General features: G+C 47.7%; 11 protein-coding genes. 8 read left to right on the top strand and 3 right to left on the bottom strand.

The window, feature by feature from the left end; all coding sequences use genetic code 11:
- Nucleotides 1-112: 112 nt before the first annotated feature.
- Both KOO63_16435 and KOO63_16430 read right to left on the bottom strand, forming a co-directional pair.
- Nucleotides 113-1,444: a hypothetical protein gene (locus KOO63_16435; GenBank protein MBU8923405.1), complete on the bottom strand. Its 1,332-nt coding sequence runs from the start codon at nucleotides 1,442-1,444 to the stop codon at nucleotides 113-115.
- On the bottom strand, nucleotides 1,445-2,494 hold the full coding sequence (locus tag KOO63_16430) for a glycosyltransferase family 9 protein (protein ID MBU8923404.1): 1,050 nt from the start codon (nucleotides 2,492-2,494) through the stop codon (nucleotides 1,445-1,447).
- Nucleotides 2,495-2,871: 377 nt separating this feature from the next.
- Between KOO63_16430 and KOO63_16425 the strand changes: the two genes are divergently transcribed.
- From KOO63_16425 to KOO63_16410, 4 genes are all read left to right on the top strand, one after another.
- Nucleotides 2,872-3,432: an XRE family transcriptional regulator gene (locus tag KOO63_16425; GenBank protein ID MBU8923403.1), complete on the top strand. Its 561-nt coding sequence runs from the start codon at nucleotides 2,872-2,874 to the stop codon at nucleotides 3,430-3,432.
- Nucleotides 3,433-3,459: 27 nt separating this feature from the next.
- Nucleotides 3,460-4,023 carry a cupin domain-containing protein gene (locus tag KOO63_16420; GenBank protein ID MBU8923402.1) on the top strand — a complete coding sequence of 188 codons (564 nt, stop codon included), beginning with the start codon at nucleotides 3,460-3,462 and terminating at the stop codon, nucleotides 4,021-4,023.
- Nucleotides 4,024-4,170: 147 nt separating this feature from the next.
- A complete protein-coding gene (locus KOO63_16415) occupies nucleotides 4,171-4,536 on the top strand; it encodes a DUF1844 domain-containing protein (GenBank protein MBU8923401.1) in 366 nt (121 codons plus the stop codon).
- Nucleotides 4,537-4,615: 79 nt separating this feature from the next.
- A complete protein-coding gene (locus tag KOO63_16410) occupies nucleotides 4,616-6,493 on the top strand; it encodes an OmpA family protein (protein MBU8923400.1) in 1,878 nt (625 codons plus the stop codon).
- Between the two features lie 71 nt (nucleotides 6,494-6,564).
- Here KOO63_16410 and mazG read toward each other — a convergent pair whose 3' ends face one another.
- The gene (gene mazG / locus KOO63_16405) at nucleotides 6,565-7,320 is read right to left on the bottom strand and encodes a nucleoside triphosphate pyrophosphohydrolase (GenBank protein ID MBU8923399.1); all 756 of its coding nucleotides are present in this window, start codon (nucleotides 7,318-7,320) and stop codon (nucleotides 6,565-6,567) included.
- 103 nt (nucleotides 7,321-7,423) lie between these two features.
- Between mazG and uvrA the strand changes: the two genes are divergently transcribed.
- From uvrA to KOO63_16385, 4 genes are all read left to right on the top strand, one after another.
- The gene (gene uvrA / locus KOO63_16400) at nucleotides 7,424-10,201 is read left to right on the top strand and encodes an excinuclease ABC subunit UvrA (protein MBU8923398.1); all 2,778 of its coding nucleotides are present in this window, start codon (nucleotides 7,424-7,426) and stop codon (nucleotides 10,199-10,201) included.
- On the top strand, nucleotides 10,201-11,178 hold the full coding sequence (galE, locus tag KOO63_16395; GenBank protein ID MBU8923397.1) for a UDP-glucose 4-epimerase GalE: 978 nt from the start codon (nucleotides 10,201-10,203) through the stop codon (nucleotides 11,176-11,178). The genes uvrA and galE overlap by 1 nt, the downstream gene beginning before the upstream one ends.
- 287 nt (nucleotides 11,179-11,465) lie before the next feature.
- Nucleotides 11,466-13,943 carry a GAF domain-containing sensor histidine kinase gene (locus KOO63_16390; GenBank protein ID MBU8923396.1) on the top strand — a complete coding sequence of 826 codons (2,478 nt, stop codon included), beginning with the start codon at nucleotides 11,466-11,468 and terminating at the stop codon, nucleotides 13,941-13,943.
- A 2-nt stretch (nucleotides 13,944-13,945) separates the two neighbouring features.
- The gene (locus tag KOO63_16385) at nucleotides 13,946-14,359 is read left to right on the top strand and encodes a response regulator (GenBank protein MBU8923395.1); all 414 of its coding nucleotides are present in this window, start codon (nucleotides 13,946-13,948) and stop codon (nucleotides 14,357-14,359) included.
- The last annotated feature ends 39 nt before the right edge of the window (nucleotides 14,360-14,398 follow it).

The following is a 14,398-nucleotide window of genomic DNA, read 5'->3' as shown; positions in this document are numbered from 1 at the left end:
CTCTGATATGATCATATACTATCCTCAGAGTAAAAAGCGAAAGGGTACTATCCAGGTGCTGATGAATCAGGGAAAGCTCTGATCTCCCAGGGGAAACATCGTCGGAACCTGATCAGTCGGTAGAGAGATCCGGGACACCCTTTTCGATCAGTCTCTCAAGCAGATTCGCACATCGGAGTGCGGCGCCGGTCCCCGACCTTATAAAATCTTCAGCAGCTTGACCGGCAGAGGTGAGAAGAGAGTCGTCTGACAACATCCTGCCGATGACATTGACGAACTCACCAGGGTTTGAAACTTCGAAAGCTGCACCTATCCGGATCAGGTCTTTTGACTCCCACGCATTTTGATGTCTAGGGCCGAAAAGGACAGGAAGTCCTGAAGCAGCAGGTTCCATGATATTATGGACACCTGTCGTGCACGCGCCACCAACATAAGCTATGGATCCCGTAGCATAGAGTTCCGCCAGGTAACCAAGCCCGTCGGCTATGATGACCTGGATGGAAGGCCAACGAAGTTCATTGAAATCCGACAGAAGGCAATAGGACAAACCTGACTGTTCGAGTTTGTCGGATATTGATGCGATTCTGTCAGGAGTAGGTTCATGAGGTACTATGACAAGCGCCAGGTCGTGGAACATTCCTGTCAGACTGGAGAAACCAGGGATGACGATCTCCTCGTCCTTCGGCCAGGTGCTTCCGGCTATGAGGAGTTTTCTGGGGTCACTGGAAATGGCAGCTGGAATGGAAGACGATGGATTATCGATTCTCTGAACGACCTGATCAAATCGGATGTCTCCCGTCGATAAAATATTGACCATGTTACCTGTAAAATCTTTCAATTTTATGGATTCTTCATCCGAAACGGTGGCGATGGCCGTCAGGCGTGAAAATATCGTTTTCATGAACCAGCCGGCAATACCGGAAAATCTCTTTGAGTGGGGAGGAACAGAAGCTGAAATAAGTACCTGTGGGATATTTCTGGAATCGGCCTCAGCCAGAAGATTCGGCCAGATATCGTATTTTACATAGACTATCAATTGAGGCCTCAGAGAGTCCAGACAGAAACGCGCATTTCCCGGAGTATCAAATGGAAGATAATCTACGAACCGGACAGAAAGGTTTTTTCTCATCCGGTCATGCTTGTTGTAGTACTCGATGCCTGAAGGGGAGTAGAATGTGAGAGCGATCCGCAAGTCATTTCCATATGACTTTTCAAGGAGATCCATGACCGGTCGAGCCTGAAGAAATTCGCCGACTGAGGAGACATGGAACCAGACAGTGATCCCGGCTGCTTCGGCACTGTCGAGTTTCGATCGCCACCTTTCATGGATATGTTTTCTGGCAGAGACCGCCCTCGAGATCCTGGTATTCAATAACGAGATCAATCTCAGGATGAACCATGCAGCGGGGAGAAAAATATTATACAGGAGGAGTTTGAGTCTCATCTATTTTCCTCCCGGCATATTTTCTGGTAGATCATCAAGGATCTTCATGACCGATTCCAATACCCTTTCACAATCAATCGATGTCAGGCATTCGAGAGTATCATATCGGCAGGACGCTGCTCCGTTTCTGGAACACGGTCTGCACTCCATGGTTTTATCCAGGAGTATGGAGCGTGGAAGATGAGGAGAGAATCCGAATTCCCTGACAGTCGGTCCGAATATAGCTACAACCGGCGTGTCTACCGCTTCGGCAAGATGCATCGGTGCCGAGTCATTAGTGATAAGGCATCGGGAGACCTCAAGCGCCGCCGTCGTCTCATGGATCTTCAAGCTCCCTGCCAGATTGATGACGAGTGGATTGTCCATCCTTATTCTCTCACAAAGTTCCCGTTCTTCCATATTTCCAACGAGTAGGACGCAGAATCCCTTTCCCGCAATATAATTCGCGACCCGGCCGAATGACTCTTCAGGCCACCTTTTTGACGGCCATCTGGCCCCGGGTGCGATTGCGACAAGATCTCTACCTCTGATTCCTTTTCTATCGAGTATTTCAAGGACAGTCGTACTGGTCTCCTCTGATATCTCAAGTAGAGTCCCGCTATCGGGGTGGGGGATATCGAGCGAATCAGTAATTTCAAGATATCTGTCGATCTGGGAGATGAATCTTCCTGCCATCGGTCGGTGCCCCTTTATGAGCCTGATCTTTTTCATATGATCTTTTCTGAGGCGCACCTTCCTGTCTGCTTTCAGCATGAGAGAAAGGGCTCGACTCCTGATTACATTATGCGCATCGATCAGAAGATCATACTTATGGCCGCGAAGGAGGGATGCCATCCGAAGGAGCCCGGTCACATTTTCCTCTTTGAGCAGATGAAGTCTGTCCACGTCTGGCACAGACTTGAAAAGATCGGCGAACTTGGACTTTGTAACGACTTCGATGATGGAAGACGGATGAGATATTCTCAGAGTGCGGAGCATGGGAAGCATCAGGACCAGATCACCGAGTGAACTGAACCTGATCACAAGTATTCTGCTGTTGTCAGCAAACATCGATTACCCCATGTCTTGTGAATAGTGGCCCCAAAGAGGATGTTATCATATATCCACGGGACACGCTTACCGTGAATATAAGGCAAGCAGGCCTCAAACGTCCAGATTAATTGAAGGTTACGATATCTAAACCCCGGGACCCATAGCGATTCTGGAATAGTCAACAGAAATGCACCGAACCAATAAATGAGTTTATGCATACAGGAAATAGTATGACATTGTTGGGTGACGATTCATGCTTTCGCGCCACTTTTTAATGTAAAGACTGGATTTTCAGTTTTAATTGATTATATTAGTCTGTCGTTCGATAGTAATGTGTGGACTCGTATGCAAATAATAGAGATACAGGATATTCTATAGAGGTTCGGGAGGGACAGATGGATATTAAGAATGAGATAGGTTCACGTATCAAGAAATACCGTCTGGCTAAGGGATTGACTCTCAAGGACATCGAATTAAAGGCAAAAGTATCCGCGACTCACGTCTCCGAGATTGAGAGAGGCATGACCTCTCCGACTGTCGGTGCGTTGGCGAAGATCGCCGAGGCGATGGGAACCGACGTAGCATATTTTGTGGAAAAGAAAAATGTTTCGAAGATCTCTGTCGTCACTAAAAACGAAAGAAAGAAGATGCAGTTCGTGGATTGGGGCGCCACCTACCATTCGTTAACGAAGGATCTGCCGAGCCCGGTCATCTCTTTCCTCGAAGTAGAACTCGATCCGGGGATTGCCCGTCCCGAAGAGACGAGTACACATGACGGGGAGGAGTTCGCGCTGGTAACGAAAGGTGTGATGGAGATCATAATCGGCGAAGAGAAATACATCCTCAAAGAGGGTGACAGCATTCATTATAAATCGAATAAACCTCATGCCATGAGGAATATCGGTGATGCCAAGTGCAGGGCTATATGGGTCACGATGCCACCCTACAGTCTTTAGGCCAGGAATGAGCGGAGGATGCAGAGGATGATTACCAAGGAAGAGATTGGAAGAAGAATAAAGAAAGTCAGGGAACACCAGCATTTCACGCTTAAGAATGTGGAAGCGAAGGCACGGATATCGGCCACTCATATATCCGAGATCGAAAGAGGCAAGACTTCTCCGACTATCGGTGCACTGATCCGGATCGCTGAAGCTCTTGGAAAAGATCCCGCATACTTCATCGAAAAAGAGGAATTGAAGGACGTTTCGTTCATAGCTCTTGAGGATCGTCAGCAGACAGAGTTGGGAAGGGCTGAGGGATTTATCGAGATGCTGACAAATTCCATTCCATCAGGCAAAATCAATTCCCGGCTGATCGAGCTGGCTCCTTCAACCGATCAGGAGATCAAGCTTCATGAGCATAGTTGCGATGAAGCCGCGCTGGTGCTGGAAGGTAGTATCATATTCCATGTGGACGGAAACATGCATGAACTAGGTGAAGGTGACAGCATATATTACATCGCTACTCAGAAGCATGGTTATTCCAACAAATCTTCTGATGTAAATGCTAAAATGATCTGGTTCGCCTCGGAAAGGGGCGTCGATTGACCGACTGAAGAAAGATTTACGACCTCGACAAGACCGTTTATTTAAGTGCCGGACATTTGCTCCGGCATTTTTTTTGATCCTCTGATTTTCATTGACACAATAATTTTCATAAATCTATAGTCGTTTTATGTGAAAGGAGGCACAGCCTTGGAATCAAACGATAATATGGGGAATAATGGGGAACGATTTCTTTTTCACCACCTTCTGGCGATGTTTCAGACCCTCGCTCTTCAGCAGCTTGGAAAGATAACTAATCCGGTTACCGGAAAAGTGGAGAGAGATTTGCAACAGGCCAGGATTACTATCGATATGATCGCGATGCTTCAAAAGAAGACCGCGGGAAATCTCGAGGAGGACGAAAAGAAATTACTGGATAGCATCCTTCTTGATCTACAGATGAATTATGTGGACGAGAATTCGCGTTCTAACGAAGATGCTGATAGCGACGAGAATGCGGAAGAACAAGACAATAAAGAAGATACGAATTCTAGTAACGAAGAGGTTGAGGAATAGGAGTGACCGGAATTATGCAGCTGTGGATGATTGTAACACATGAATCGCGACAGCTGTGATTTTAACAGGAGGGTCCAGGATGAGGGCTTTTTATCGGTTTTCACTGGTCTTGATAGTTGTAACGATATTTACCGGTGCTGCGTTTGCACAGGCTTCATGGGAGGGGACAGCAGGAATCCTCAGAGTCCATGAAGCGGGGACTGTGGGAAAAGGTAAACTGGTATTTTCTCTCGGAACTGGTTATTACAAGCAGTACGGCGTCACAGTGTTTGACGTAGAGGGTAGTTTGTGGGAAGGTGCCGGATCTGACGCTGAAGTCGATTACGATTTCTTCATCTCGAGAGCGGCCCTGACACTTGGACTGAGCAACAATGTCGAGCTGTCAGCCGCGATAGATGTAAGAAACTGGATTATGCGCACCGGTGATGAATTTGCGGGCGAAGAATTCGGGACGATCTTCAGGGGAGGGCTTGGAGATACAAAAATCCAGGCCAAACTTATTCCTCCGATCCCGTCCGATATATTCAAGCTCGGAGTGCTTGGTATGGTCAATTTTCCAACAGGGAACAAGGACAGGCGTTTTACGACGGAATCGATCGATTTCGGTGTAACCGGTTTGTTGACTCTGAACCTGACAGAGCAGGAAAGTTTTGTGCCGACCAAGTTGCATTTGAATGTGGGTTATCGCTTCAATCGGAATGAGGAAGACGGCTACGGTATTCTGAATACGGATAATCCTAATTTAAGTGGATTTTACCAGCCTGCCTACCCCGGAGTCCCAGAAGGGTTCAGTGATAATTTCAATGACCTTTTCACTTTTGGGGCTGGAGTGGAATTTATCCTGAAGAATACGCGGTTGTTTGTCGAATTCAACTGGGATGAATTCATGAATGCCGAATATGAAGAAGATGATGACACAGTCGAATTTAAGAACAAAAACATGTATACGGTCACTCCTGGAATATCCTTCGTATCAGAAAAAGGTGTCGGAGTGATGGGGGCTATCGACCTGAATCTCAATTCTGAAGATGATATGTCGATAATGAATCCGCCTGATTGGATGGCTTATTTTGCCCTGTCATTCAGCGGGTTTGTGTTGCCTCAGGACAGCGACAAAGATGGAATAGAAGACAAAATGGACAAATGTGTCGATGAGCCTGAAGATTTCGATGGTTTTGAGGATGACGATGGATGTCCGGACCTGGATAACGACGGCGATGGTATAGCGGACGATGTCGATACCTGTCCGGATCTCGCGGAAGATTTTGATGGGTTCAACGATGAAGACGGATGTCCGGATCTCGATAATGACGGCGATGGTATTTCAGATGTAGATGACAGGTGCCCGAACGAACCCGAGGATTTTGACGGGTTTGAGGACAGCGATGGATGTCCGGACGTTCTACAGGATAGTGACAATGACGGTGTTCCCGATGATCTGGACAAATGTCCGCTGAAAGCTGAGGATCTGGACGGATTCCAGGACGAGGACGGATGTCCGGATCTGGATAATGACCTCGACGGTATCATGGACGCAGAGGACAATTGTCCTAACCAGCCGGAGACTTTCAATGGATACATGGATGAAGATGGCTGTCCTGATGAGAGGCCCATCGAGGAAAGGTTTATCCTCAGGGGTGTGAATTTCGAGAGTGGTTCGGCTTCCCTAACTCCCGATTCATACGCAATCCTTGATCAGGTGACCAAGTCGTTGATGGCCTATCCCGAAGTCAAGGTCGAGATCCGTGGATATACTGACAGTGTCGGGAGCTGGGAGACCAACCTGTCTCTTTCCCAGAAAAGGGCGGACGCTGTAAAGAACTATGTAGTCAATTCAGGAGTCATGCCTGACAGGATCCTTGCCAAAGGATATGGAGAGGCTGATCCGGTCTCCTCTAACAAGACCGCGACCGGAAGGGCAGAAAACAGGCGTATTGAATTCCACAGGATGAATTGAGAGACAGAGAACGGAATCTGAACTTTATGGGGGGGCTTTGCCCCCCCATTTTATATTGAATCATTTTTGTTTTATTTTGAATCCTGCCAGAAAGTTTCAAGTTCATCAAGAGTCAGGTCTGACGGTTTTCTGCCGATCTTTTTGATTGTTGTCTCCATCAGATTAAACCTGTCTCTGAATTTTCTGCAGGCATGAGCCAGGGAGTCATCCGGATCGATATCGAGTATGCGGGCCAGGTTTACTGCCGTAAACAGGATGTCGCCGACCTCTTCCCTGATATTTTCCCTGTCTCCGGAGGTCACAGCTTCGCGAAGTTCTCCGATCTCTTCGTCAAGTTTCTCGAGCACCCCTTCATGGTCGGGCCATTCGAAGCCTACTGAAACCACCTTTTTAGAAATCGCCATGGCCTGTCTGAGGGGAGGAGTATTCGAATCGACAGTCGAGAGCAGGAGGCCATCTTCGTGTTGAGGCTTTTCGAGTTTTTTGATCCTTTCCCATTCAGCGACACTCTCGGAATGGTCTGAAGCATTTCTGTCTCCGAAGACATGGGGGTGTCTGTTGATTATCTTCTGGTGGACACGAGCGATGGTCCTGGAGAGAGGTATCCTTGAGTTTTCATCGAGAAGATTGTGGATGAATATTATCAGAAAGAAGACATCGCCGAGCTCTTCCTCGATATTGTCCGCGTTGCCAGAGACCTCGGCGTTGAGAAGTTCATAGACTTCATCGATCAGATAGGATATCAACTGCCCGGGCGTTCTTTCCCTGTCCCAGGGACAACCGTTTTTTCCGCGAAGTGCCCGGAGGGTGTCTCTCAGCGCATTCATTTCCTTACATGCTTTCTCGTAACTCATGGGAGAAAATATATACGATGTTGAATATCATTGCAATTCCTGATAATATTATCGTTTGCATTCATGGAGGGAAGATTTGGCGTATGATAAAATAGTAATCAAGGGAGCAAGGCAGCACAACCTTCAGAACCTGGATATTGAATTGCCGCATCGGAAAGTGATAGCTGTGACAGGCGTGTCCGGATCCGGCAAATCCTCGCTCGCGTTTGATACTATCTACGCCGAGGGACAACGGCGCTATATCGAGTCACTATCCACATACGCAAGACAGTTTATTGAAAAACTCGATAGACCGGAATTGGATACAATGTCTGGAATCAGTCCCACGATCGCTATCAGACAGAAGAATACTGTTTCCAGTGCACGGTCGACCGTAGGAACTGCCACAGAAATATACGATTACCTGAGGCTGTTATACGCAAGAGTCGGGAAGACATGTTGTCCAGACTGCGGGATACCAGTCAAGGCATGGTCTCCCAGTGAGGTGTCAGCTGAAGTAATCTCGAGATTCGCGGGTAAACGGATATTTGTCCTGATGCCCGAGACCATGTCCGGGGGTGGGGAATGGGAATCCAGGAGGAAGTATCTTGTATCGAGAGGTTTCGCCCGTATTCTGGCTGGAGGTGAACCTGTCAGGATCGAGGAGTTTGATCCGGGTGGATCCGGTTCGGACGGACTTGATATCATTCTCGACAGGCTGGAGGCTTCAGACGCGAACCGCTCAAGGATCGCAGAAGCCGTCGAGCAGGCTTATAGGGAGCATGAAGGTACAGTAGACATTTCTACGGCTGATCTGGAGGAGAGGGTCCGGTACAATACCGTCCCTTCATGCAGCGATTGTGGCCGGCTGTTCCAGGCTCCGACCCCTCTGCTTTTTTCATTCAACAGTCCGTATGGCGCCTGTCCCGAATGCAAGGGTTTTGGTGACAGGATGGAATTTTCCGAGGATCTGATAGTCCCAGATTCGAGGAAAAGTCTGTCAGATAGGGCAATCGATCCATGGTCGAGGGAAAGGTTCGAATTTTTTCATTCGAAGATGTTAAAATTCTGCAGGCGCGCAAAAATCCCGACCAGGGTACCCTGGAGAGATCTTGGGGGAGATCACCGGAAAATGATTCTTGAAGGTTCTGGCGATTTCTCGGGCGTGATACCTTTTCTTGAGAAGATGAAAGAGAAAAGTTACAAAAAGGGTCACAGATTCTTTACAAGGCGGTATATGGGTTTCAGTACATGCAGATCCTGTGGCGGATCCAGGCTGAGAGAGGAATCAGGTTATGTGACATTTGTTGGATTCAGGATCGGTGAAATCGCTTCAAGGATTCCTTCAGAGATCCTGAAGATACTGGACAGGGCCGATCTTGAAGTCTCTGAAAAAAACATTTCCAGGGATATAGTCAATGAACTGATTTCAAGACTGGGGTTCATGATCGATGTTGGGCTCGGATATCTCACGCTGGACAGACTGACCCGGACTCTTTCGGGGGGAGAAGCCCAGAGGATCAACCTTGCAAACTCGCTTGGGGCAAGCCTTGTCGATACATTGTATGTTCTGGATGAGCCGTCTATCGGGCTTCACGCGGCGGATAATGAAAGATTGACATCGGTCATGAAAAAACTGAGAGACATGGGGAACACCGTTATCGTGGTGGAACATGATCCGGATATCATCCTGGCTTCGGACCATATTCTGGATCTCGGCCCGGGACCCGGGAGAGACGGTGGCAGGGTATTATTCAACGGTACTATGGAAGAAGCCCGGAGCGTTTCCCCTGGAGATTCAAGGACGCTTAAGGCTCTTTTCGACAAGCCGGAGAATGTAGAAATAAGAAAAACACAGCGAAAATCTCATGGGTCCATCACTCTGAATGGAATTTCGCTGCATAATATCAGAGATATGGACGTGAAGATCCCGCTTGGAAATCTTGTCTGCGTCACTGGAGTCTCGGGTTCGGGCAAGAGTACTCTCCTGGTCGATGTCTTATTTCCCATATTGAGAGGAGATAAGAAGGCCGTTCGCCATAATTATGTCGGTGAAGTTATTTTGGAGGGACAGTCAGGGAAGACACTCCTGGTAGATCAGAGTCCGATCGGGAGTTCTCCGAGGTCTAATCCCATAACATATATCAAAGGTTTTTCGTTTATAAGGGAACTGTTTGCATCACAGAGAAAATCGATGGTCCGTGGTTATAATACGGGCCGTTTCAGTTTTAATAAGACGGGGGGGAGATGCGCCAGGTGTGAGGGGATGGGATTCAGGAGAGTCGAAATGCATTTTATGGCGGATGTATTTGTTCCCTGTGAGGAGTGTGGGGGGAGAAGATTCAACCGGGAGACTCTCGAAGTCGAGTACAGGGGCAAGAATATCAGCCAGGTACTGGACATGACTGTCGATGAAGCTATAATGTTCTTTGATGAGATTCCGGCTCTGGGCGAGAAACTCTGGATACTCAGCAAGGCAGGACTCGGTTATCTCAAACTCGGACAGCCGTCGAACACACTTTCAGGTGGGGAGGCACAAAGGATAAAGATCACCAGAGAGCTTGCCGAAGCGAGAGGTGACAATAACATCTATATCATGGATGAACCGACTACCGGTCTGCATATGTCCGACATTACCCGGCTGCTTCGTGTATTCGACGAGCTGCTGGATGCCGGTCATTCGGTGCTGGTAATCGAACATAACATGGAGGTCATAGCCAGCGCGGATCACATTATCGATCTTGGCCCTGGAGGAGGAGACCAGGGAGGCCGGATAGTTGCATGTGGCCGACCGGATGAGATCAAAGAATCACAAGAATCGAAAACCGGTGAATATCTGAAAGCATTTATCGAAAAGTTCAAACAGGAGGAGTGATGAAAATACTGGTCACAGGAGGAGCTGGATACATAGGGAGTGTCGTTTCAGAATGTCTGCTTGACGGTGGGCACCAGGTCGTCGTTGTGGATAATCTTTCAACCGGTCACCGCCAGGCGATAGAAGCGAGGGCCTCCTTTGTCGAAGCAGACTTGCTTGATACATCTGCTATTTCCAATGCTCTCTCTGACGGAATCGATGCTGTATGCCATTTTGCGGCCTTTTCCCAGGTCGGCGAATCAGTGACAGATCCTTTAAAATATTACAGGAACAATATAACAGGTGCGATCTCACTTCTTCAGGCGATGAAGTCTTCCAGTGTCGATCGATTTCTCTTTTCTTCGACTGCCGCTGTATATGGAGAACCTGATAATGTCCCGCTGACTGAAGACGCGAGACTCAGTCCCGTAAATCCCTACGGTAATACGAAACTAGCCGTCGAGAGGCTCCTTGCCGACTGTTCTGCCGCCTGGGGGCTCAAGTCGCTGTCTCTCCGGTATTTTAATGCTGCGGGTGCTTCCGAGGCCAGGGGGGAAGACCACAGGCCGGAATCTCATCTGATCCCGCTGGTTCTGGATGCAGCAGCAGGAAGAAGAGGAGAACTCACTGTCTTTGGCAATGATTACCCGACTCCTGACGGCACCTGCGTCCGCGATTATATTCATGTGAAAGACCTGGCTACAGCTCATATTCTCGGTCTGGAAAAATTGATCGAGGGGAAGACAGGGGCTTTAAACCTTGGTAACGGCCAGGGGTTTTCTGTTCTTGATGTGATCGAAGCGGCAGCTGAAGTCACCGGTATGGATGTGCCTCATCGAATCGGTGACCGGAGAGTGGGGGATCCGGCAATCCTCGTAGCTTCTTCAGAAAAAGCAGAGGAGATTCTGGGATGGAAACAGGAATACGCAGATATCAGGAAGATAATTGCTGATGCTTTTGCCTGGAGAGACAAAAACCCTTCAGGATACAGCGATTAACATGACTGAATATTTTTCCGGGAAGTAGCAAAAGTTTTCTGTCAATGGACGAATTTTTGTCACCCACCAGCGTATAATTCATGATGACTTATTTTGTGTGAAAGAACTTGCCTTGTCACGCCCCTGCCGGGCGACTGTAACCCATAGTGAAATAAAAAGATACGCTTTATCTTGATGCTGCCGGTTTTATCCAGGTCTGATTTCCGGAGATATCCTTTCGTGGCATGCTAGTTGCGGTTCAGAGTGCTGAGAGGGAATGTCTTGATACTCTTGGAAGACGGAAACGAATGGTAACAACAGAATTATCACATCTTTTGAAGAAGCTCCGGGTGTCTTCTCCAAAGAATATCCGGACGGTTGTCAAGGTCATAGATGAAGCGATATCAGACCTGATGCCGCTGGTTTGTTGTGTTCTGGAAATATATAGCGAAAGAACGATATATCTGACCTGTTCGAAGGACGGGACTACCCGGGCAGAAGTGTCTGTATTGTGCGGGTTGGAAAGCAGGGACGCTGACAGGTGGGTGGTGCTTAATTCCGGACATGTAGATGATATGAAGGAGAAGGATGATCAGCAGGCAAAAGATGTCCGGAGAATAGAACTCAAGACAGGGTTTGAACAATACGGAGTGCTTAATCTTATTCTTCCTGCCGGGACATCAGTTTCCTGCAGATTTCTGGAAGATGCTGGTGAAGTGATCTCGATTTCCCTGAATCCGTTCATCAATGCTGGAAGTGATGAACGAAGAACTACTGAATCTCTGAAAATCGACTTGCTGGAGTCCTCGCGAGATGAATCCTCAATGAAGAATGTTCTGGTCAGGATGATGGAGATCGCTGGAGCGGAGTTCTGTGCCTATTATTCGAGTAATGGAGAGGAATGTCTTCATGCGTTGTTGGACAGCCGTGAATTATCTCTCAGGGTTCCCGAGATCAGAGAAAAACTAAAAACGACTTATGACATGTTTGCTAATAATCGAGTGCCCCAAAGTCTGGCAAGAGAGAAGGTCTATTATAAATCGATACATAATAACATCTCATATCTGGTCGGTAATTCCAGGATAGAAAGTTACTTCATCGTTCCAGTCATCTTCGATACGAAGGTTCGTGGAGTCCTGTTTTTTGGTAGCGTAAGGGAAGATGCGTTTGTGAGAGAGACGATATCGTTCTTCAATTCGATGGCGGGCGAAGGCAAGTCCGGTACTCCGATGATGTACATGTTGAGTGGAGAATTGAATGTTATCGGGAAGATCATAGGACAGATACCTGTCGCGTGCGCCATGATCTCTCCTGAAGGCAGGCTTGTAGCGGCTAACGATAATTTTTTTAAGGTACTTGGTATCGATGGAGCTGCACCCGAGACTCTTGGGGAACTGGACGGTATTACTCCATTCAACATCAATGGCATCTGGAGCGAGTTCAGAATTGCCGGTCTGCTAAAATCGAGGAAAATAAAGGCGGACAAGGGGAAGAACGGGTATCTATCTGTCGATTGGGTCAAACTTGAGAATGTCTATGCCGAAGCAGGTTCAATCATACTGATTAGAGATGTCTCCATTGAAAAGGAAAAAGATCGGTCCACAGAAGAAATGCTCGCGACAGTCGCTCATGAACTGAGAACGCCTTTGACAGGACTCAAGAACTCACTTCGGCTTCTTAGTGATTCTTATGAAGGTGAGTCCGATGCTGACAGATACAAAGGGCAGCCAGTATCCCAGCGAGAAAAGAAATTCGTTGGAACAGCGATCAGGACCGTCGATCGATTGAATCTTCTTGTCGATGGCCTGGTGAGGACCTCCAGTATCAGGAAAACCAATAGACAAGCGATTTTCCGTAATGTTCCCGCTGACAGATTTATCGAAGATTCAATTACGATCTTCAGGAGTTCGTTCAACAGCAGAAAGATCGAACTTGACCTGGATATCAGCAGTGAGATAAACAGCCTCTATATCGATCCAGATATGATGGAACAGGTGATTCAGAATATTATTTCGAACAGTCTCAAGCACGTGCCGTATGAAGGCAGGATCGGTATAGTCGTCAGAATGAATGAAGATCCAGCCGAATCTCTTCGTCCGGAAGCAATTCGTGAGCATATACCGTCTATGAAATTTGTAACGGTCAGAATCGAAGATTCGGGTCCGGGGTTACCTGATGGTGTCGTAGAGAGGGTAAACCGGGCAGAGAAATATGATAACAACAATACACATCCCGTAAGGGGTTTGGGCCTGATGATCGCCAGTCGACTTGTAAAGCTGCATGGTGGAATCTTGTCAGCCAGGGAAGTTCAGGGAAATGGGGGGACTCTGGATATTACGATACCGGCCGACAGGAAGACCAATGAGGCGGTACTGGCAGTCGCCAACGCCAGGGCGGTATTCGATGATACGATTTTGCGAGGTGATCTGCCGATCCTTAGTGTTCTTGTAAACGATAACCGGAACTGCTGGGTCGATATGATCTCCGAATGGGAAGTGAGTCCGACGATAAATCCTGCTGCCGAAGAAGTCGGTACTGATGACATATGCATCTGGCCTGTTTCAGAGAATCTGGCGCTGATGCTATTTTCAGAAAAGTCATCACTTACGGTGGATAGAAAAAGAGAGTCAGTTCATGGGAGACTGTCTCTGGTCTGCAACAAAGATAATTGTTGTTTCGGCACGGCAGCATATCCCGAAGATGGCAGGAAATTTGCTGATATTCTGGAAAGATCTGTGGAAATGGCTGCGCCGGTCATGGTCACCAGCCTTTGGAAAGGAGAATGAGAATGGATCAGCACAGGATCCTCATCGTTGAGGATGATGAGGATATCGTAGAGACTGTAAAATACAGTCTCGAATTGAGAGGGTATAACATCGACGTAGCTTACGATGGTCTGCACGCCCTCAGAAAAGCTCACAGGAAAGAGTATGACCTGATGCTCCTGGATATAATGTTGCCGGGAAAAAACGGATATGAAGTCTCCCGCATTCTGAAACAGGAGATGGATGAGGGAAAGATCAAACCTTTCAAGATCCTTGTCCTTACTGCCAGGAAAGTCGATAGTCCCGAGCGGGAAGATTTTCTGGCTACATGGTCCAAAGCTGATGAGTATATGTATAAACCGTTTGAACTTGATGATCTGATGGATAGAATTTCGACTCACCTGATATCAGGGAGTGTGAAAGCGAGTGTGGTCTGACGGTTGACCAAGGGTCGGCGTAGGGGCTCGTTCCATAAA

This window comes from Candidatus Latescibacterota bacterium (assembly GCA_019038625.1).
Lineage (GTDB): Bacteria > Krumholzibacteriota > Krumholzibacteriia > Krumholzibacteriales > Krumholzibacteriaceae > JAGLYV01.
The sequence above is the reverse complement of the archived record's forward strand: the minus strand, read 5'-3'. Positions and strand labels throughout refer to the sequence as shown.